This window comes from Streptomyces sp. H27-H1 (assembly GCF_026627445.1).
In the GTDB taxonomy this organism is placed as follows: Bacteria; Actinomycetota; Actinomycetes; order Streptomycetales; family Streptomycetaceae; genus Streptomyces.
Genome location: NZ_JAPNLJ010000082.1, coordinates 1 through 18,790, shown reverse-complemented (window position 1 = coordinate 18,790; position 18,790 = coordinate 1). Strand labels below are relative to the sequence as shown.

Here is an 18,790-nt window from a genome sequence, read left to right as displayed (position 1 = left end):
ACACCATCCAGAGCCTGCTGAACTGCTGGACCGGCGTCTGCACCACCTGCCACCGACCCCTACCCAAACCCCGCCACCAGCGCGAACGCACAAGACCAGACCACACCTAACGGAGTCCTACTAGGGGCCGACCGCCCCGGTCAGCCGCGCACCCAGCGCCCGCGCAGCCTCCACCAGAACCCCCGGCCCGTGCACACTAAACGGCACCCCCGCCAACGCCAGCCGCGCCACCAGCCACTCCGGCGCATCCGCCGACTCGAACCGCACCCGAACCCCGGCTCCGGCCTGAACCCCGGCCCCGCCCCCCGCCAGCCCCCCGGGTTCCACAAACTTCCGCACCCACTCCGGCAGCTCCCCCACCGCCCCGGCGAAGGTGACATCGACCTGGTACGTCTCCCCACCCCGCAGCCCCCGCCGTACGAACTCCACGGGATCCATCGGCAGCTCCCGTCCCACGAACCTCGCCCCCGTCGCGGACGGCTCGCTCACCCGGTCCACCCGGAAGGTCCGCCAGTCCTCGCGCTCCATGTCGTAGGCCACGAGGTACCACCGGCTCCCGGTGCTGACGAGCCGGTACGGCTCCACCAGCCGCCGCGTGGCCGCCCCGTCCCGGGCGCGGTACGCGAACCGCAGCCGTTCCGGTCCCGCCACCGCCGACGCGATCGCCGTCAGGGTCCGCGGATCCACGCTCGCCCCGTCCCCCCGCGCCACCGCGACCGTCGCCGACTGCAGCGCGCCCACCCGCCGCCGCAGCCGCCCCGGCAGGACTTGTTCCAGTTTCGCGAGGGCTCGTACGGAGGCCTCCTCCACGCCCTCGATCGCGTGCCCGGCCCCCGCCCGCAGTCCCACGGCGATCGCGACGGCCTCCTCGTCGTCCAGGACGAGCGGCGGCATCGCCGCACCCGCCACCAGCCGGTAGCCGCCCTCCGCGCCCAGCGTGGCCTCCACGGGATACCCGAGCTCCCGCAGCCGGTCGATATCGCGCCGGATCGTACGGGCGCTCACCCGCAGCCGCTGGGCCAGCTCGCTCCCGGGCCACTCGCGCGGGGTCTGGAGCAGGGAGAGGAGGGAGAGGAGGCGGGCCGGGGTATCGGTCATGGTCCAAAGGTGCCAGTCAAATAGGACACCAACTGACCTACATGCCGTCTAGGTTTCTCCTCATGAGCACCGAGACGACCCAGTCATCGCCCGAAGGAAAGAACGGGCCCGTACAAGAAGAGCGGACCGCCCCTCCCGCAGAGACCACCTCGACCAGCGAGCCCGAGTCCGGGTCCGCGGCCCCCGCCGACCGGCGCCGCTGGATCGCGCTCGCCATCGTGATGACCGCCGCCTTCATGGACCTGGTCGACGTCACGATCGTCAACATCGCGATACCCCGGATGCGCGAGGACCTCGGCGCTTCCACCAGCGCCATCCAGTGGATCACCGCCGGCTACGCGCTCGCCTTCGCCGCCGGCCTGATCACCGGTGGCCGTCTCGGTGACATCTACGGCCGCAGGCGCCTCTTCCTCATCGGCATATCCGGCTTCACCGCGGCCTCGCTGCTCTGCGGCCTCGCACCCAACCCCGACGTGCTCGTCGCCTCCCGCATCCTCCAGGGCGGCATGGCGGCGATGATGGTCCCGCAGGTGCTCGCGATCATCCACGTCACCTTCCCGCCGCACGAGCGCGGCAAGGTCTTCGGCCTGTTCGGCGCGATCATCGGCCTCGGCGCCGTCTCGGGCCCGATGCTCGGCGCGCTGCTCACCGAGTGGAACATCCTCGGTCTGGAATGGCGCCCGATCTTCCTGATCAACCTGCCCGTCGGCATCGCCGGCGTGCTCCTGGGCCGTAAGTTCATCTCCGAGTCCAAGGCACCCAAGGCGCTGCGCCTGGACCTGGTGGGCGTCGTACTCGCCACCCTTGCCCTGGTCATGCTGATCTTCCCGCTCACCCACGGCCGTGAGAACGACTGGCCGGTGTGGGGCTTCGTCTGCATGATCGCCTCGCCGCTGGTCTTCGTCGCCTTCATCGCCTACGAGAAGTACAAGATCCACAAGGACGGCTCCCCGCTCGTCGAGCTCTCCCTCTTCAAGGTCAAGAGCTTCGCGGGCGGTATCGCCGTCCAGCTGACCTTCGGCATCGCGACCGGCATCTTCTTCCTGGTCTGGACGCTCTACATGCAGATGGGCCTCGGCTGGAGCGCCCTGAAGGCGGGCTCCACGGGCATCCCGTTCTCCATCGCCGTCTCGGCCGCCGCGGGCATGTCCGTACAGAAGCTCGTACCGCGCTTCGGCCGCAAGGTGCTCCAGGGCGGCGCGCTGGTCATGGCCGCGGGAGTACTCCTCTACATCTGGGAGTCCGACCGCTACGGCATGGCCATCACCTCCTGGCAGATGGCGGCCCCGCTGGTCGTCATGGGCGCGGGCATGGGCCTGATCATCGCGCCGCTGACCGACACCGTGCTTTCGGAGGTGCCGCGCGAGCACGCCGGTTCGGCGTCCGGGCTGATCAACACCACCGGCCAGATGGGCAACGCGCTGGGCCTCGGCCTGACCTCCGTCGTCTTCTTCGGCTTCATCGACGACGATCTGATCTTCGGGCCGCCCTACGTCCAGGCGTTCCACAACGCGATGTGGTGGGTCGTGGCCGTGCTGGTCGTGATCTTCTCGGTGATGTTCATGCTTCCGCGCAAGGCGGTCCCCATGGCCGAGCGCGAGGGCGGCACGGAGCACGCCGGCTAGGACCGCACGCTTACGTGCTCACTGGCGAGCACTGACTGGCACTGACGGGCATGTCCGCTTCTGTTGGCGGACATGCCCGTCTATTTTGTTTGCGGCCGTAAACGGGCATACTCTTCGAGAGAAACAACAGAGTCGGGCATCGAACGGATCTGAAACCACATGTACGCACCGGAGCGCCAGCAGGAGATCCTCCGCCTCGCCCGCGAGGCGGGCCGGGTCGACGTCCTGTCCCTGGCCGAACAGTTCCAGGTCACGGCCGAGACCGTGCGCCGTGACCTCAAGGCTCTGGACCGGGCCGGGCTCGTACGCCGGGTGCACGGCGGTGCCATACCGGCCGGCCGCCTGGACTTCGAGCCGGATCTCACCGAGCGCGAAGGCACCGCCGCCGACGAGAAGGACCGCATCGGGGCCGCCGCCCTCGCCGAGCTCCCCGACGGCGGCAGCGTCATCCTGGACGCGGGCAGTACGGTGGCCCGCCTCGCGGCCGTCGTCCCGGTCGACTCCGTGCTCACCGTGGTCACCCACGCGCTGCCCGTCGCCGCCCGGCTCGCCGACCACACCGGCATCGACCTCCACCTGGTCGGAGGCCGGGTCCGGCACCGCACCCGCGCCGCGGTCGACGCGTGGGCGCTGCGGGCGTACGCCGAGATCCGCGCCGACGTCCTCTTCCTCGCGACGAACGGCTTCTCGGCCGAGGGCGGTCTGACCACCCCCGATCTCGCCGAGGCCGCGGTCAAGCGGGCCGCGATGGCCGCCGCCCGCCGCGTCGTCCTCCTCGCCGACTCCGCGAAGGCGGGCCAGGAGCACTTCGCCCGCTTCGGCTCCTTCGCGGACGTCGACCTCCTCATCACGGACCTGGGGCTCGACCCCGCTCAGAAGGCGGCGATCGAGGCCGCCGGTACGGAAGTTGTGCTCGTATGATCCTCACCGTCACCCCCAATCCCTCCCTCGACCGGACCTACGAGGTCCCCTCGCTGGACCGCGGTGAGGTACTCCGCGCGAGCGGCGACCGGGTCGACCCCGGGGGCAAGGGCGTCAACGTCTCCCGCGCGGTGGCCGCCGCGGGCGTCCGTACGACGGCGATCCTGCCGCTCGGCGGCGCACCGGGGACGATGATCGCCGAACTCCTCGGATCCCAGGGCGTGGACGTCACGGCGGTCTCCATCGTCGGCCAGACCCGCTCCAACATCTCCCTCGCCGAACCGGACGGCACCCTCACCAAGATCAACGCCACCGGCCCGGAACTGACCGCCGAGGAATCGGCGCTCCTCCTGGAGACGGTCCGCACCTGTTCGGGCGGCGCCGCCTGGATCGCCTGCTGCGGCAGCCTCCCGCGCGGCCTGCGGCCCGAGTGGTACGCCGACATCGTGACCCGGGCCCACGCGGCGGGCGCCCGCATCGCCCTGGACACCTCCGGCCCGGCGCTGCTCGCGGCGCTGCCGGCCCGCCCCGACGTCATCAAGCCGAACGCCTCGGAGCTCGCGGCGGCGGTGGGGCGGCCGCTGTCCACCCTCGGCGACGTCCTCAAGGCCGCGGAGGAGCTGCGCTCGCTGGGTGCGGGCGCGGTCCTGGCCTCCCTCGGCGCGGACGGCCAGCTCCTGGTCGCCGAGGAGGGCACCTACTACGGCACCGCGGCAGTCTCCTCGGTCCGCAGCAACGTCGGCGCCGGCGACGCCTCCCTCGCCGGCTTCCTGATCGCCGGAGGTGCGGGGCCCGCGGCCCTCGCCTCCGCCCTGGCCCACGGCGCAGCCGCGGTCCAGCTTCCCGGCAGCGTCATGCCGACCCCCTCGGACCTGCGGCCCGACGGGGTCCATGTCACCCAGGACCTGCCCCTGGACCTCCCTCTGTCCGAAATGAGCGACGAGCGATGAGCGAGATGATGCAGTCCCTTCTGCGGGCCGAACTGGTCGACCTCGACCTGTCCGCCGAGTCCAAGGAGGAGGCGGTACGTGCCCTCGCCGAACGGATGGTGGCCCTGGGCCGGGTCACCGACCTGGACGGTTTCCTTGCCGACGTGGCGGCGCGCGAGGCGCAGATGCCGACCGGCCTGGAAGGCGGCATAGGCATCCCCCACTGCCGCAGCGCGCACGTGTCCGCCCCCACCCTGGCCTTCGGCCGGGCCCCGTCCGGCATCGACTTCGGCGCCCCCGACGGCCCGGCGGACCTGATCTTCCTGATCGCGGCCCCCGCCGGTGCGGACGACGCGCACCTGTCGATCCTCTCCTCCCTGGCCCGTCGCCTGATGCGCTCCGACTTCGTAGCCGCCCTCCGCGCGGCCACGACCCCGGCGGAGGCCGCGGCCCTGGTGGCCGGCGAAGAATCGGCCCCGCCCAACGCAGCTCCGTCGGCTACCAACCCAGCCCCTCCGGCGTTTGAGGAGCGGGGGTCCGGTGGCGGAGCCCCCGGTTTCGAGAAGGGCCGGGGTGGGGAAAGCCCCGCAGGGCAGCCGTTCCGCATCGTGGCCGTCACGTCCTGCCCCACCGGCATCGCCCACACCTACATGGCCGCCGAGTCCCTCCAACAGGCGGCCGCCGAGGCCGGAATCGACCTCCAGGTCGAAACCCAAGGCTCCGCCGGTTTCACCAAGCTGACCCCCGAAGCGATCGCCGCCGCCGACGCGGCCGTCTTCGCCCACGACGTCCCGGTCAGGGAAAGGGCCCGCTTCGCCGGAAAGCCCACCGTCGACGTAGGCGTCAAGGCGGGCATCAACCGCCCGGCGGAACTCCTCCAGGAGGCCCGCGCCAAGGCAGAACGCGGCGAGATCTCCACCACCACCCCGAGCCCGGTCGAAGAGGCCGGGGAAGAGCAGGACGGCTACGGCGCCAAGCTCCGCACCTGGCTCATGTCCGGTGTCAGCTACATGGTCCCCTTCGTCGCCGCCGGCGGTCTCCTCATCGCGCTCGCCTTCGCCATCGGCGGGTACGAGATCAACACCGCCCCCTCGGTCGCCGACCACTTCGTCTGGACCGAGGCCGTCAGCTGGGCCGCGCTGCTCTTCCAGACCGGCGGACTCGCCTTCGGATTCCTGGTCCCGGTACTCGCCGGCTACATCGCCTACGGCATGGCCGACCGGCCCGGTCTCGTACCCGGCTTCGTCGGCGGCGCCGTCGCCCTCACCATCGACGCCGGTTTCCTCGGCGGCCTGATCGCCGGCCTGATCGCGGGCGGCACCGTCCTCGCCGTCCAGAAGGTGAAGATCCCCACCGCCCTGCGCGGGATCATGCCGGTGGTCGTCCTGCCGCTCATCGGCTCCGCCGTCACCGCGTTCCTGATGTTCCTGGTCGTCGGCAAGCCCGTCGCCTCGCTCCAGCAGGCCCTCACCGACTGGCTGTCCGGCCTCTCCGGCGCCAACGCGATCATCCTCGGCGTCATCCTCGGCCTGATGATGTGCTTCGACCTCGGCGGCCCGCTCAACAAGGTGGCCTACGCCTTCGCCATCGGCGGCCTCGCCACCCCCAACGAGGGCAGCCTCAAGGTCATGGCCGCGGTGATGGCCGCCGGCATGGTGCCGCCGCTCGCGATGGCGCTGGCCACCACCGTCCGCGGCCGGCTCTTCTCCAAGACCGAGCGCGAGAACGGCAAGGCCGCCTGGTTCCTCGGCGCCTCCTTCATCAGCGAGGGCGCCATCCCGTTCGCCGCGGCCGACCCGCTGCGCGTGATCCCGGCCTCCATGGTGGGCGGCGCGGTCACCGGAGCACTCTCGATGGCCTTCGAGTGCACCCTGCGGGCCCCGCACGGCGGCATCTTCGTGATTCCGCTGATCGGCAACCCGCTGCTCTACCTGATCGCCATCGCCGCCGGTACGGCCACCTCCGCCGGCCTGGTCATCCTCCTCAAGGGGATGCGCAAGGAGGAAGAGTCCGTGCGGCCGCAGGACGAGGCGGCCGACGCGGCGCCCCTGCCGGAAGCCGCGAAGGTCACCATCGCTACCTGACCGGCCCGGTCACCTCACCCGCGCACGGAGCTCCATGGCTCCGTGCGCGGCTGTTTCGCTCTCGTAGACCTCACACATGTGCCGCCCGTCCGGCGTCACCGTGTGCTCGACCTCCCACAGGCTGAACTCGCTCCCGTCCAGCAGGACGAAGGAGTGCTCGTACAGGCTGAAGCCCGCGGCCCGGCCGTCCGCGAGGCACTGCCGGGCGCCGAAGACCTGCGAGATCTGGTGCGCGTAGGCCGACCGCAGCAGCAGGGCCACCCGCTCGCCCGGCCGGTCCGGGTTCTCCGCGCGGCGCAGCACCCTGCGGGCGTGGTCCGCGGACTCCTGCACCGCGTAGTCGCGGTGCCGCTGGGCCGGGGTCGGATTCGTGAACAGCTTGCTCAGCGCGGAGATGTCGCTCTCCGGGTCCTCCTCGACCGTCACTTCCCCGAGCTCCCGCGCCACCTGCGAGGGGATCTCACCGAAGAGCCGGGCCGCCGCGAGGCAGGTCTCCGCCTTGCTCGCGAAGACCTCGTACCGTATCGAGAGGTCGTCCTCCTGGCGGTGCGCCAGCTCCCACAGCACCAGGGAGTCGCCGTCGGACAACAGATAGGCGTGCCGGTGTATCTCCCGCCACGGTCCCGCCGCAGGGCTCCGGCGGGCGGTGTGGAGCGAGGACCTGTGGGCGAGCGCGGTGCCCAGCCGCTCGACCAATTCGTCCGGCAGGTCGAAGGAGTTGAGGGCGCGGCCCAGGAGTCGGCCGAGGTGAGCCCCGGTGGTCTCGTACGGATCGCTCAAGGTGGGTCTCCAGGCCGTCGCAGCTTGTCACTTCGCGGAAGCTCAACGTAGCCCCTGGGTCTGACATCACGTCCGGGGTTCGGCAAAACGTCCGGGAAGCGTCAGGGGTTCCAGCCACCCCTTCAGGTCAACCTCCGTGTTTATGAGCATGGTTGGGCGTGATGGCGGACACAAGGGCGGGACCATGACCGTATGGCAACAAATACCGTGGGCGTCCCCCGCCAGCAGGGCCGGCCCCACAACCCCAAGGACACGGAACCGCTGGCAGCTCCCCGCGCGCTGGCCTGGCTGCTGCTGCTGACCGGGGCCGCCGGAGTGCTGGCCGCCTGGGTGATCACCCTGGACAAGTTCCTGCTGCTCGAGGACCCGGACTTCAAACCCGCCTGCAGCCTCAACCCGGTCGTCTCCTGCGGCAGCGTGATGAAGAGTGACCAGGCGGCGGCGTTCGGCTTCCCGAACCCGATGCTGGGGCTGGTCGCCTACGGGGTGGTCGTGTGCGTCGGCGCGGGTCTGCTGGCCGGCGCCCGCCACCGCGGCTGGTTCTGGCTCGGCCTCAACGCCGGAATGCTCTTCGGCGTCGGATTCTGCTCCTGGCTCATGGCCCAGTCGCTCTACGAGATCAACGCGCTCTGCCTGTGGTGCTGCCTGACCTGGGTGGCCACCCTGGTGATGTTCTGGGCCGTCACCGCGCACAACGTCCGGACGGGGATCCTGCCCGCGCCCGCGCCGGTACGGAACTTCTTCGCCGACTTCGGCTGGGCCCCGCCCGTCCTGCACGCCGGCGTGATCGGGATGCTGATCCTGACCCGGTGGTGGGAGTTCTGGACCGGCTGAGGCCGCCGGACGACGCGCGAGGGCCCCGGCAGCTGGAAGCTGCCGGGGCCCTCGTCACATCACACCGGTTCGTTCGAACGCATCGCTCCACGGGCGCCTGGCGCCCGAACCGTGAAGGGGAGCGGAGATCAGCTGCCGGCGGAGGCGTTGCCGGACAGGACCGGGATGTTGCTGAGGATGTGCGAGAGCGGCTCGTCACCCTTGGCCTGGGTCGAGTTCTCGGTGCACTGCTGGTTCTGCGGGTTGGACAGGACGTTGATGTCCTGGACACCGACGTTGATCAGGGCGATCAGCGACTGGGCGTTGACCTTGGCCGGCAGGCCGATGCAGGGCTTGTTCAGGGTGCCCTGGACGAGGCCGAGCTGCGGGCTCATGTCGCCGTGCGTCTTCTGGTTGCCGTAGATCTGCTGGGCACCGTTTCCGTTGACGGTGTTGATCCCGTTGTCGTTGCCGATGGCCATGGCCGGGGCCGCAACAGCAGCGCCCGCGCCGACGGCGGCGGCGGTGACCGCGGCAGCAGTCATGATCTTCTTGAACATTTTGATCCTTTTGTCGCACGAGTGCCCGCTAGTGGAGCGCCCTGATCAACTGCCTTACCGGAGGGTTGGTTCCGCTGCTTCACTCAAACGGCCTGCGCGGAGGCAGATTTTCCCCGCGTGGGGTGAGCCGCCCCCGGACGCGTGCGCGAAGCCCGTACGCACCCCGCAGCGGGGTGTGGGGCCGCACGCTCCTGTTGCGCTCCGTGGAGCCCCTTCGCACGGTGGGTAAGGAAGCGGATCGATCGGGTCCGTTTCCGAGCGACCACCAAAGGATCACCCATGCACCGCATCAAGGCCTCCCGCATCCGCGTCCTAGTCCCGTCGGCCCTGGCGGTCGCCATACTCACCGGCGCGGCCGCTCCCGCGGGCGCCGCGGAAGGTGCCGGTGCCGGTGCCGCCGCGAGCCGAGTGGCGGCGGCCCAGGAGGAGATCAACGAGAGGGTGGCGGCGGCCGGCCCCGTCGAAGACGCCCTCGCGGCCGTCTCCAAGATCCTCGCGGACCTGACCAAGAGCCTGGGCACCCTGCTGCCGGGGCTCAACATCCCCGAGATCAAACTGCCCGCGCTCCCGGCCATGCCGGCGATCCCCGCGATCCCCAACCTGCCGATCCCGGGGATTCCGGGGATTCCGGAGATCCCCACGCTCCCGGTCCCCGAGATCCCGGCGCTCCCGGTCTCCAATCCCGCGGCCCCGCCCGCGGGTGCGGTTCCGGCGGTTCCGGCGGTACCGGCGGTTCCGGCGGTGCCCGGGGTGCCGACGACCCTGCCGGCGGTGGACATCGTCCCGGAGATCGCCTTCCCCGACTTCCTTCCGTAGGGGACGCCGGATCCGTACGCGGACCCGCACGCGGTTACGACTATTGGGCTGAACAGGTCTGATCGCGTGCGGAACCGTGTCGTCTGGGAAGCTGGAGCGTTTCGCTCGATGTGAGCCTCGGAATCGGGGCAGAACATCGAAGAGAAGGTGCACTTCCCATGAACACTGCCAAGAAGGCCGCCCTGGTCCTGGCCACCGCTGGTCTCGCTGCGGCCGGTGCCGCCGGCTCCGCTATGGCCGACGCGTCGGCCGAGGGCGCGGCCGTGGGTTCCCCCGGTGTCCTCTCGGGCAACCTGGCTCAGGTCCCGGTCCACGTCCCGATCAACGTCTGCGGAAACTCCGTGAACGTGATCGGCGCGCTGAACCCGGCGTTCGGCAACGTCTGCGTCAACGACTGACGTCAGGCACATCACATGACTGTGGGCGCCCCGGCCTTGCCGGTGGCGCCCACAGTCATGTCGGCAGGAGTACGGGGCGAACCCGTCAGTGCTGGTTGCTGCCGCCGTTGAGCTTCACGCCGCCGAGCAGCGGGGAGGCCTGGGTGGCCCCGTTCGCGAGGTGCATGACCTCGCCCGGAGCGCCGTTGCGGACCTCGTTGACCTTCTGGACGGTGGTCACGACCTTCTCGACGCTCTCACCCTGCTCGGCCAGTCCGTTGCCCACGGTCTGGGGCAGCGCCTCCGAGACGGGGTTGACGGAGTCGGTGACCGCCGTCAGACCGCTCGTCAGGCTCATGGGGACGGCCGGCGCCTCGGCGGCGAACGCGGGGGAGGTGGCGCCGAGGGCGGCGACGGAGCCGACGACGACTGCGGCGACCTTCGAGAGCTTCATTATCGAAATCCTTTTCCAGTGGCGACCGTCGCGCCACTTTCGACTTGGTTAACGATTCCCCGCCGTCACGGAAACGCGGAACCGAACACGGCAACGGCCGGAGAATCCGACAAGGGACTCTCCGGCCGATATTTGGCCGATATTTCTTCTGATTACCGGTATTGCCGTCAGGCGGCGCTACGGGACCTGCGGTACAGAATGGCGCCACCCAGGACCAGGGCCGCGGCGAGGGCCGCCGCGGCGCCGGGCTGTCCGGCACCGGTCGCGGCCAGTTCCTGGACGGGGGCCGGGGCGACTGCCACGACGGGGACGGCCGCGGGCGCCGGGGCCGGAGCCGGGAGCGGTGCGGGCGCCGGCGCGGGAGCGGGCAGCGGTGCCGGGGGCAGGGCGACGGGCAGGTCACCGGCGGGGGCCGCCGGGGGCTGGTCGGCCGGCGGCACTACCGGCGCCGGGTGCTCCACGACCTGGCTGCCGTGCGGCGGCCTCGGCGCGGGAGCCTCCTCCGCTACGGGCGCGGGCGCGGGCAGCGTGTGCGGAGCCTCCTCCGCTACGGGAACGGGCGCGGGCGCCGGAAGCGGCTGCGGAGCCTCCTGGACCGGCACGGGGACGGGGGCCGGTGCGGGGACGGCCTCCGGCAGCGGAGCCGGAACGGGCACCGGCTGCGGGGCGGGCGCAGGGTGCTCCGCCTCGGGCGCCGGAAGCGGCTGCGGCGCGGGGGGAGCGTGGTGGGGGGCCGGCGGATGCTCGGCGCGCGGCTCAGGCTGGTGCTGCGGCCGCGGCTCGGGCTTCTCGGGTGCGGGGTGGTCGTCGCACTCCTCCTCGCCGGATTCACGGGAGTCCCCGTAGCCGCCGTGCTGCCCGGATCCGCGGTCTTCGTGGCCGCCGTGCCGGTGGGGGCCGGAGTCTTCGTGGCCGCCGTGATGTTCGGGGCCGCGGTCGCCGTAGCCGCCCTGATCGTGCCGGTCCTCGCGTTCGTCGAGATAGTGCTGGAACTGCTCCGCCTGCGCGGGGCTGAGGTAGCGCTCGTAGTCGTACCCGGCGTCGGAGCCGGTCGTGGTGGCGCAGTTGTTGCCCATGGCGGGGTTGAGGCCCGCCCCGGCGTCCGCGGTGTTGCCGCACACGTTCGGCGAGAAGGTGATCGGTACCGAGACGCTGTTGCCGGCGAGCACGCCCGGTGAATGGGAGGCCTCGGCCATCGCCCCGGGCTGTGCGTAGGCCGCACCGGTGGCGATCGACAGCAGACTCGACGCAGCGGCCGCGGTGAGCACCCCCTTGCCCAGTACCTGTCGGCTCAGTACCTGTCGCATGGGTCCTTCCCTGTCTACCGGCACTGCCGCCGGTGCTGAATCGAAGGTGGCCTCGGAGTGCACCGCCGTGCACTCCGAGGCCACCCCGAGGAGGTCTGCCCTTGCGGGCAAGGCGCTTCGTCAGGCGTTGACGCAGGTGTTGCCGAACGCCGGGTTCAGCAGCGCGATCACGTTGACGGTGTTGCCGCAGACGTTGACCGGGATGTGGACCGGGACCTGCAGCACGTTGCCGGACAGGACGCCCGGGGAACCCACGGCCGCGCCCTCGGCCGACGCGTCGGCCATGGCGGGGGAGGCGGCACCGGCGGCCATGAGAATGCCGGCGGCCAGCACCACTGCCTTCTTGTACGTCATTTTTTTTCGATTCCTTTCCGCAGAGGTCTATCCGCTGCAGAAATAACAACGAGCGGGCCCGGGAAAAGAAACCGGGGATTTTGCGGACAACCGGCCATTTCACTCAGATGCCCACGTGTCCCGAATTCAGGCCGGGTTTTCCGAGTGTCCATTCGGGTTCCGACACGCGGCAGGGCCGCCGCGACCCGAAGGTGCGACGGCCCCACTGGCGCGGTGCGCGGGGTGCTGTCAGCTGCCGGAGGAGACGTTGCCGGACAGGACCGGGATGTTGCTGAGGATGTGAGAGAGAGCCTCGTCGCCCTTGGCCTGGGTGGAGTTCTCGGTGCACTGCTGGTTCTGCGGGCTGGACAGGACCGGGATGTCCTGGACGCCGACGTTGACCAGAGCCAGGACGGACTGGACGTTGGCCTTGGCGGGCAGGGCGATGCAGGGCTTGTTGAACGAGCCCTGGATGAGCGCCATCTGCGGGCTCATGTTGCCGTAGGTGGCCTGGTTGCCGTAGATCTGCGAGGCCCCGTTGCCGTTCACGGTGTTGATGCCGTTGTCGTTGCCGATGGCCATGGCCTGCGGGGCCATGGCGGCACCCAGACCGACGAACGAGGCGGCAACCGCTGCGCCGGCCGCAAACTTCTTGATCATGATGGTCCCTTTTTTGCAGGATTGCCCGGTACTCAAGCACTCGGATCAACGGCGCAACCGTGGTTTGGGTTGCGTGTATTCACTCGGATGCCGAAGTTTCGGGCGGCACGGTTGACGTCAGGCGTTGACGCAGGTGTTGCCGAACGAGGGGTTCAGCAGGGCGATCAGGTTCGCGGTGTTGCCGCAGACGTTCAGCGGGACGTCGACCGGGACCTGGAGCAGGTTGCCGCTCAGCACGCCGGGGGACTCGCCCGTGAAACCGTTCGCCGTCGCGCCGTCGCCGCCGTGCGCGGAGGCGAGGCCCGCGCCGCCCATCAGCATCGCGGTGCTCGCGACCGCCATGGTCGTACCGCGTACCAGCCCCTTCTTCATCTCCGTTTTTCCTTTCGGTTCGAACAAGTGCAACCCATAACGACGGGTCGGGCACGAGGGTGCGTGCTATCGCCCAAAAGGCCGTACACGCGAGTCCGGCGTGATTTCCTTCCTGATTTCTGACAAAGTTCACTCCTGTTTTGTCCCCTTGATCGAAAATGGAGACAGGGTCATGGGTTCCTCCCGCAGAATCCTCGGCACGCTCGGTCTGCTGTCCTGCCTCACGCTTTCGGTGAACGTCCCCGCCGCCGGAGCCGCCGCCGCCCCGCCGGGCGCGCGGAGTCCGCTGGTCAAGGAGGCGCCCCGGGTGCCGTTCACCCAGCGTTACCAAGCCGTGCAGCACGGCGGCCTGGTCCGGGCCTCCAACTCGTCCATCGGCTGCCTCAAGGAGGAGTCGGCGCAGGCCGAGTCCTGTGCCGAGGTCGACAAGGGCGCCGCGGGGACCAACGGCGACTACGAGATGTTCTACGAAGAGGTCGACAAGGACCCGGACACCTACAACTCCACCCGGGCCGAGCTCAAGGTTCCGGCGGGCGCGAAGGTCTCCTACGCCCGGCTGTACTGGGGCGGGAACCTGCGGGTCGGCGAGCAGAAGCCGCCGGAGGACAACGGCCGGGTGCTCGTCGCCGAGCCGGGCGGCGCGTACAAGGAAGTGCTGGCCGACACCACGGTCGGGCACCGCAGCGATGGGGTGGCCGACGCCTACCAGGCCTCCGCCGACGTGACTCCGCTGGTCCGCAAGGGCGGCGCCGGCATGTGGACGGTGGCCCAGCTGAACATCGCCATGGGGCACTCGCCGGCGGGCGCCTGGGGCGGCTGGACCCTGGTGGTGGCCTACCAGCACCCGCAGGAGCCGGTACGCAGGGTCTCGCTCTGGGACGGCTTCGAGGGGCTGGCCGCGGGGGCCGGCGAGGCGGCGGGCGAGACGGTGGAGCTCACCGGTCTGGACGCGGCGCCCGGCGCGCAGGGGCGGGCCGGGGTGGTCGCGTACGACGGGGACCGCGGATCGCTCGGTGATTCACTCACGGTGACCGCCGACAGTGGGCGCCGGATCAACCTCAGTGACGGAGAAAATCCTTTTAATGATGTTATGAATTCCACGATCACGGAATTCGGACATCACTCGTTCGTGCGACAGCCCGAACATATGAATAACCTCGGATATGACGCGGACGTGTTCGATCTGAGCCCCGCGCTGTCCGGTGGCGCCCGCAGCCTGACCTTCGGGTTCACAGGTGAAAACCAGGGTCATTTCCTCGGTGTGCTCTTCGTTCAGACAGACGCGCGCCGCTGAACGCAGGAGACCACTCCACGTGCCGACACAGCCTTTCTCCCCTTCGCCTTCCCCTTCTCCCACCTCACCTCCGGTCGTCCTCCACCTCGTCCAGCCCGTCGACGGCGGGGTCGCCCGGGTCGTCGTCGACCTCGTACGTGCCCAGTCCGCGGCCGGTCTGCGGACCGTCGTCGGCTGTCCGCGCGGCGGGCAGCTCTCGGATGCCGCCCGTGAAGCCGGGGCCGAGGTGCTCAACTGGCGTGCCGGACGGGCTCTCGGACCGGGCCTGGCCGCCGAAGTGCTCGGCGCCCGCCGCCTGATCGGACGGGTCCGGCCCGATGTCCTGCACGCCCACAGCGCCAAGGCCGGACTCGCGGGGCGGCTCGCCGTGCGCGGGACCGTCCCGACCGTCTTCCAGCCGCACGCCTGGTCCTTCGACGCCGTCGGCGGGGCCACCGCCGCGCTCGCGCTGCGCTGGGAGCGGTTCGGGGCCCGTTGGGCCGACCGGGTGCTCTGTGTCAGCGAGGCCGAACGCCGAACCGGCGAGTCCGAGGGGATCGCCGCCCGCTGGTCGGTGATCCGCAACGGCGTCGACCTCGGCCACTTCCGCCCCGGCGACCTGGACCCCGTCCAGGACAAGGCCCGGGCACGCGCCGAACTGCCGCTGCCCACCGGCTTCCAGGGAGACGGGCCGCTCGCCGTCTGCGTCGGCCGGCTCTGCCAGCAGAAGGGTCAGGACATTCTGCTGCGGGCCTGGCCGGAGCTGCTGGGAGCCGTTCCCGGGGCCCGTCTCGTACTGGTCGGCGACGGCCCCGACATGGAACGGCTGCGCCGCGGGGCCCCGCCCTCGGTCCACTTCGCGGGAGCCGCCTTCGACATCCGGCCGTGGCTTCGGGCCGCCGATCTCGTTGTACTGCCGTCGCGGTGGGAAGGCATGGCGCTCGCCCCGCTCGAGGCCATGGCCTGTGGCCGCCCGGTCCTGGTCTCCGACGTCAGCGGTGCCAGGGAGAGCCTCCCGCCCGGCCAGGGACGGCTCTGCCTGGTGGAACCGGAGGACCCGGCGGCGCTGGCCAAGGCCCTGGGCGGGCTGCTGGCCGACCCGCGGCTGCTCGCCGGACTCGGGGAGCAGGCCGAGCGGCACGCGCGGATGGAATTCGACGTGCGGCGCACCACGGACGCGGTCACCGGTCTGTATCACGAACTGCTGGGCAGGCCCCGGCCCTTGAACCAGGAGCGCATCAGCCGATGACGATGGACAGCGCACCCGCCCGGCACACCGGTCAGGGCGGCACGGGGCCCGCCGGCAGCACCACCGCCGACACCACCACCAGTGGCACCACCAGCACCACGATCGTCACCAGTACCGGCACCACCGCCGTCCGCCGTTCCGTGACCGCCATCCACCCGCCGCGCGGGCCCAAGGCCGACCGGGCCCGGGCCGCCATCCGGCCGAAGCGGGCCCGCCGCCGGGACGGGGTCGGACCGCTGCTCGCCGCCGACGTGCTCGCCGTCGTGGCGACGGCCGTGGCCCTGCCCGGAGCGGAGCTGCCCGTCGGGGCGGCCGCGCCCCTCGCCCTGGCGCTGGCCGCGCTGCACGCACAGGCCGGGCTCTACCGGCCGCGGCTCGCCCCCTCGGCGCTCCTCGAACTGCCCGCGCTCGCCGGGCGGGCCGCCGCGCTGTGGTGCGCGGCCGCCGCCGTGCTGGCCGCCACCGCCCCGGGCGGCGCCCTGGGCTGGAGCGCGCTGCTCGGCGCCGTCTGCCTCCAGGCCGTACTGGCCTGCGCGGGACGCGGATTCGTCAACCAGCTCCGCCGTCGCACCCGGGCCCGCCGCCCCGCCTCCGCCCTGGTCGTGGGACCCGGCGCCGGGGCGAGCGCGGTGGCCGCCGCCCTGCACGGGCGCCCCGAGTACGGACTGCGTCCCGTGGGGCTCGCGGCCACCGGCCCCACCGAGGAGGGGGCGGCAGGAGTACCCGTACTCGCCACCCACGAGGACATCCGGCGGGCCGTCATCCAGAACTCCGTCCGGCACGCCGTCTTCACCCGCCCGCCCGAGGCCGACGAACGCACCGCCTCCCTGGTCCGGCTCTTCCACGACCACGGCTGCCGGCTCTGGCTCGCCGACCCGGCGGGCACCGCCAAGGTCACCGGGATGCGCGTCGCACAGCCCGCCGACCAGCTCTGGGGCTACGCCGTCCAACCGCTGCTGCCACGCCCGGCACGCCCGGTCGAGCGGTACGCGAAGCGCGCCATCGACTCCTTCCTCGCCTCGCTCGCGCTGCTCGCCGCCGCACCCGTGATGGGCGCCTGCGCGCTCGCCGTACGGGTCGGCGACGGACCGGGGGTGATCTTCCGGCAGGAACGGGTCGGCCTGTACGGCCGCCCCTTCACGCTGTTGAAGTTCCGCACCCTGCGCGCCGACGCGCACGAGTCCGCCACCCGCTGGACGGTGGCCGGCGACTGCCGGATGAGCCCGATCGGCTCCTTCCTGCGTAAGTCCTCGCTGGACGAGCTGCCGCAGCTGTGGAACGTCGTCCGAGGTGACATGAGCCTGGTCGGTCCGCGTCCCGAACGGCCCTTCTTCGTAGCGAAGTTCAGCAGCGTGCACCCCGGGTACGAGGCCCGGCACCGGATGCCGGTCGGCATCACCGGTCTCGCCCAGATCAACGGGCTGCGCGGGGACACCTCCATCGAGGACCGGGCCCGCTTCGACAACCACTACATCGACACCTGGTCGCTGTGGCAGGACCTGTGGATCCTGGCCCGTACAGCGGCCTCCTTCTTCCGTTTCCGGCTGGGGGGCAGCTGAGCATGAGCCTTGCCGCACCGACGTCCTGGGCCCGCCCGAACACCGCCGATCTGCTGCGCCGGCACTGGCCGCTGCTGCCGCTCGCCGCGACCGTACTGGCCCTCCTGGTCCCCGTGCCGGCGGGTGACGCCAGTGCCTCGGGGAAGGTCGGGCCGGCCGACGCCGCCTCGCTGCTGCTCGTGTTCGTCTGCGGGATCCAGGCCCTGCGGGGCAGGGTCCGGCCGCTGAGCCCGCTGGGGGTGCTCGTCCTCGGACTGCCGGCCCTCGGGCTCGCCGTCTCGACCGTGACCGCGGGGGACCCGTACGCGGCCCTGCCCGGGTTCGTGCGCTACCTCCAGGTGTTCGTGCTCGTCCCGGCGGCGATCGTGCTGCTGGTCCGCGACGCCTCGGAATTCCGGCTGGCCGCGGGGTGCTTCGTGCTGCTGGCGCTGGTCCAGGGCACGGTGGGCGTGGTGCAGTTCGCCACCCACACCGGGGCCTCGTACCAGGGCGAGGACATCCGCGCCGTGGGCACCTTCGGACCCGGGGACGTCATGGGCATGGCCACGGTCGTGGCCTACGGCCTGGTCGTCGCGACGGCCGGCGCACTCGCGCCGGGGCTGCCGGCCCGGGTCCGGCGGGCCTCGGGCGCGGCGGCGCTCGTCCTGGTGATCCCGCTGGTGCTGTCCTTCAGCCGGGGCGCCTGGATCGCCACCTTCGCCGCGGCCGGGCTGGTGATGGCCCTGGCCGGCATCCGGCGCGCCCTGAGGGTGCTGCTCGCGCTGGCCGCCGCGGGAGTGGTGCTCGTCGGCGGGCTCGGCGTCGGCTCCGAGATGGTGGCGGAGCGGCTGACCTCGATCACGCAGGTGTCCGACGCCCCCGACCAGTCGGTGACCGACCGCTACACGATGTGGGCCGCGGCCGAGTCGATGTGGCGGGAGCGGCCCGCGGTGGGGGTGGGGCTGAAGGGCTTCCCGGCCAACCGGGACTCGCACTCCGGCCTGGCCCTGTCCTCCGGCAGCGACACCGCGGGCGCGGGGCAGGCGTACATCCGCCAGCCGCTGCTGTCCCCGCACAACATGTACCTGCTGGTGCTGAGCGAGCAGGGGCTGACCGGGCTGATCGCCCTGGCGGGCGGCTGGCTGGCACTGCTGGTGGCGGGCCTGCGGCGGTGTCTGTCGGGGGCGTCCGAGCTGCGGGACTGCGGACTGGTCGCGATCGGCCTGCTCGTGTGGCAGCTGACGGACTTCCTCTACGCGGACATCGGAGGCCCCTCCACCGTCCTGACCGGAGTGATCATCGGCCTGGCGGCCTGGTGGGCGCTGCCCTCGCAGGGCGGCGCGGTCGGACTGGGCCGCCGGCGTGCGGGTGGCCGGGGCCGGGCCGCGGTGACGGCCTCCCGTCGTGGGCGGCGTCCGGCTGCCGGGGCAGTCGCCCCTGAGGGTGCGGCCGGCCGGTGACGGATACGACGCCCTGGCGGCGGGCCCCCCCGGGGGGGGGGGGGCACGGCAACAGGCGAGCTTTCGAGCGTGACCACCTCGGATTCCTGCTCGAACAGCAGCGGTACGGCGACCTGGTCCGCTTCGACGACGACCTGTACC

At 71.5% G+C, this 18,790-nt stretch carries 19 protein-coding genes; 11 read left to right on the top strand and 8 right to left on the bottom strand.

Features of this window, described 5'->3' with window-relative positions; genetic code table 11:
• Positions 1–120: 120 nt before the first annotated feature.
• Positions 121–1,098: a helix-turn-helix transcriptional regulator gene (locus tag OTB20_RS40015; RefSeq protein ID WP_267824834.1), complete on the bottom strand. Its 978-nt coding sequence runs from the start codon at positions 1,096–1,098 to the stop codon at positions 121–123.
• A gap of 62 nt (positions 1,099–1,160) precedes the next feature.
• Between OTB20_RS40015 and OTB20_RS40010 the strand changes: the two genes are divergently transcribed.
• The 4 genes from OTB20_RS40010 (at position 1,161) to OTB20_RS39995 (ending at position 6,657) form a co-directional block, all read left to right on the top strand.
• A complete protein-coding gene (locus OTB20_RS40010) occupies positions 1,161–2,723 on the top strand; it encodes an MFS transporter (protein WP_267824833.1) in 1,563 nt (520 codons plus the stop codon).
• Between the two features lie 159 nt (positions 2,724–2,882).
• The gene (locus tag OTB20_RS40005) at positions 2,883–3,644 is read left to right on the top strand and encodes a DeoR/GlpR family DNA-binding transcription regulator (protein WP_267824832.1); all 762 of its coding nucleotides are present in this window, start codon (positions 2,883–2,885) and stop codon (positions 3,642–3,644) included.
• Complete coding sequence (pfkB, locus tag OTB20_RS40000; RefSeq protein WP_267824831.1) at positions 3,641–4,594, top strand: 1-phosphofructokinase; 954 nt, start codon at positions 3,641–3,643, stop codon at positions 4,592–4,594. The genes OTB20_RS40005 and pfkB overlap by 4 nt, the downstream gene beginning before the upstream one ends.
• Before the next feature lie 8 nt (positions 4,595–4,602).
• A complete protein-coding gene (locus OTB20_RS39995) occupies positions 4,603–6,657 on the top strand; it encodes a PTS fructose transporter subunit IIABC (protein ID WP_267824838.1) in 2,055 nt (684 codons plus the stop codon).
• 9 nt (positions 6,658–6,666) lie between these two features.
• Here OTB20_RS39995 and OTB20_RS39990 read toward each other — a convergent pair whose 3' ends face one another.
• Positions 6,667–7,437, bottom strand: coding sequence for a DUF6227 family protein (locus tag OTB20_RS39990; protein WP_267824830.1), 771 nt, complete (start codon positions 7,435–7,437; stop codon positions 6,667–6,669).
• 192 nt (positions 7,438–7,629) lie between these two features.
• On the opposite strand from OTB20_RS39990, the gene OTB20_RS39985 reads away from it, so the two are divergent.
• On the top strand, positions 7,630–8,271 hold the full coding sequence (locus tag OTB20_RS39985; RefSeq protein ID WP_267824829.1) for a vitamin K epoxide reductase family protein: 642 nt from the start codon (positions 7,630–7,632) through the stop codon (positions 8,269–8,271).
• A gap of 128 nt (positions 8,272–8,399) precedes the next feature.
• On the opposite strand, the gene OTB20_RS39980 is transcribed toward OTB20_RS39985, so the two are convergent.
• Positions 8,400–8,810, bottom strand: coding sequence for a rodlin (locus OTB20_RS39980; protein ID WP_267824828.1), 411 nt, complete (start codon positions 8,808–8,810; stop codon positions 8,400–8,402).
• Positions 8,811–9,089: 279 nt separating this feature from the next.
• Here OTB20_RS39980 and OTB20_RS39975 point away from each other — a divergent pair, with 279 nt between their 5' ends.
• Together OTB20_RS39975 and OTB20_RS39970 are read left to right on the top strand one after the other, a co-directional pair.
• Positions 9,090–9,626 (top strand): hypothetical protein, encoded by a 537-nt coding sequence (locus OTB20_RS39975; protein WP_267824827.1) that lies wholly within the window; start codon positions 9,090–9,092, stop codon positions 9,624–9,626.
• A 158-nt stretch (positions 9,627–9,784) separates the two neighbouring features.
• Positions 9,785–10,024, top strand: a complete 240-nt coding sequence (locus OTB20_RS39970; RefSeq protein ID WP_267824826.1) for a chaplin — start codon at positions 9,785–9,787, stop codon at positions 10,022–10,024.
• An 85-nt stretch (positions 10,025–10,109) separates the two neighbouring features.
• Here the strand turns inward: OTB20_RS39970 and OTB20_RS39965 are convergent, their stop codons facing one another.
• The 5 genes from OTB20_RS39965 to OTB20_RS39945 form a co-directional block, all read right to left on the bottom strand.
• Entirely contained in the window at positions 10,110–10,457 is a 348-nt protein-coding gene (locus OTB20_RS39965) for a hypothetical protein (protein WP_267824825.1), read from the bottom strand.
• A gap of 167 nt (positions 10,458–10,624) precedes the next feature.
• Positions 10,625–11,764, bottom strand: coding sequence for a chaplin (locus tag OTB20_RS39960; RefSeq protein WP_267824824.1), 1,140 nt, complete (start codon positions 11,762–11,764; stop codon positions 10,625–10,627).
• 120 nt (positions 11,765–11,884) lie between these two features.
• Positions 11,885–12,118 carry a chaplin gene (locus OTB20_RS39955; protein ID WP_324290475.1) on the bottom strand — a complete coding sequence of 78 codons (234 nt, stop codon included), beginning with the start codon at positions 12,116–12,118 and terminating at the stop codon, positions 11,885–11,887.
• Between the two features lie 228 nt (positions 12,119–12,346).
• Positions 12,347–12,757, bottom strand: a complete 411-nt coding sequence (locus OTB20_RS39950; RefSeq protein ID WP_267761148.1) for a rodlin — start codon at positions 12,755–12,757, stop codon at positions 12,347–12,349.
• Between the two features lie 117 nt (positions 12,758–12,874).
• A complete protein-coding gene (locus OTB20_RS39945; RefSeq protein ID WP_324290474.1) occupies positions 12,875–13,129 on the bottom strand; it encodes a chaplin in 255 nt (84 codons plus the stop codon).
• A 172-nt stretch (positions 13,130–13,301) separates the two neighbouring features.
• Here OTB20_RS39945 and OTB20_RS39940 point away from each other — a divergent pair, with 172 nt between their 5' ends.
• From OTB20_RS39940 to OTB20_RS39925, 4 genes are read left to right on the top strand one after another with little or no spacing between them, the layout of a single operon-like run.
• Positions 13,302–14,423 carry a DUF3344 domain-containing protein gene (locus tag OTB20_RS39940; RefSeq protein ID WP_420716602.1) on the top strand — a complete coding sequence of 374 codons (1,122 nt, stop codon included), beginning with the start codon at positions 13,302–13,304 and terminating at the stop codon, positions 14,421–14,423.
• A 19-nt stretch (positions 14,424–14,442) separates the two neighbouring features.
• Positions 14,443–15,651: a glycosyltransferase gene (locus tag OTB20_RS39935; protein WP_267824822.1), complete on the top strand. Its 1,209-nt coding sequence runs from the start codon at positions 14,443–14,445 to the stop codon at positions 15,649–15,651.
• The gene (locus OTB20_RS39930) at positions 15,648–17,210 is read left to right on the top strand and encodes an exopolysaccharide biosynthesis polyprenyl glycosylphosphotransferase (RefSeq protein WP_420716601.1); all 1,563 of its coding nucleotides are present in this window, start codon (positions 15,648–15,650) and stop codon (positions 17,208–17,210) included. The genes OTB20_RS39935 and OTB20_RS39930 overlap by 4 nt, the downstream gene beginning before the upstream one ends.
• A gap of 2 nt (positions 17,211–17,212) precedes the next feature.
• Positions 17,213–18,649, top strand: coding sequence for an O-antigen ligase family protein (locus tag OTB20_RS39925; protein WP_267824821.1), 1,437 nt, complete (start codon positions 17,213–17,215; stop codon positions 18,647–18,649).
• The last annotated feature ends 141 nt before the right edge of the window (positions 18,650–18,790 follow it).

Coding starts and splice junctions, on each gene's coding strand:
- OTB20_RS39995 (WP_267824838.1), top strand. CDS start 4,603: ATGCAGTCCCTTCTGCGGGCCGAACTGGTCGACCTCGACCTGTCCGCC.
- OTB20_RS39985 (WP_267824829.1), top strand. CDS start 7,630: ATGGCAACAAATACCGTGGGCGTCCCCCGCCAGCAGGGCCGGCCCCAC.
- OTB20_RS39965 (WP_267824825.1), bottom strand. CDS start 10,457: ATGAAGCTCTCGAAGGTCGCCGCAGTCGTCGTCGGCTCCGTCGCCGCC.
- OTB20_RS39960 (WP_267824824.1), bottom strand. CDS start 11,764: ATGCGACAGGTACTGAGCCGACAGGTACTGGGCAAGGGGGTGCTCACC.
- OTB20_RS39930 (WP_420716601.1), top strand. CDS start 15,648: ATGACGATGGACAGCGCACCCGCCCGGCACACCGGTCAGGGCGGCACG.
- OTB20_RS39950 (WP_267761148.1), bottom strand. CDS start 12,757: ATGATCAAGAAGTTTGCGGCCGGCGCAGCGGTTGCCGCCTCGTTCGTC.
- OTB20_RS39945 (WP_324290474.1), bottom strand. CDS start 13,129: ATGAAGAAGGGGCTGGTACGCGGTACGACCATGGCGGTCGCGAGCACC.
- OTB20_RS39975 (WP_267824827.1), top strand. CDS start 9,090: ATGCACCGCATCAAGGCCTCCCGCATCCGCGTCCTAGTCCCGTCGGCC.
- OTB20_RS40005 (WP_267824832.1), top strand. CDS start 2,883: ATGTACGCACCGGAGCGCCAGCAGGAGATCCTCCGCCTCGCCCGCGAG.
- OTB20_RS40015 (WP_267824834.1), bottom strand. CDS start 1,098: ATGACCGATACCCCGGCCCGCCTCCTCTCCCTCCTCTCCCTGCTCCAG.
- pfkB (WP_267824831.1), top strand. CDS start 3,641: ATGATCCTCACCGTCACCCCCAATCCCTCCCTCGACCGGACCTACGAG.
- OTB20_RS39980 (WP_267824828.1), bottom strand. CDS start 8,810: ATGTTCAAGAAGATCATGACTGCTGCCGCGGTCACCGCCGCCGCCGTC.
- OTB20_RS39970 (WP_267824826.1), top strand. CDS start 9,785: ATGAACACTGCCAAGAAGGCCGCCCTGGTCCTGGCCACCGCTGGTCTC.
- OTB20_RS39955 (WP_324290475.1), bottom strand. CDS start 12,118: ATGACGTACAAGAAGGCAGTGGTGCTGGCCGCCGGCATTCTCATGGCC.
- OTB20_RS40010 (WP_267824833.1), top strand. CDS start 1,161: ATGAGCACCGAGACGACCCAGTCATCGCCCGAAGGAAAGAACGGGCCC.
- OTB20_RS39925 (WP_267824821.1), top strand. CDS start 17,213: ATGAGCCTTGCCGCACCGACGTCCTGGGCCCGCCCGAACACCGCCGAT.
- OTB20_RS39940 (WP_420716602.1), top strand. CDS start 13,302: ATGGGTTCCTCCCGCAGAATCCTCGGCACGCTCGGTCTGCTGTCCTGC.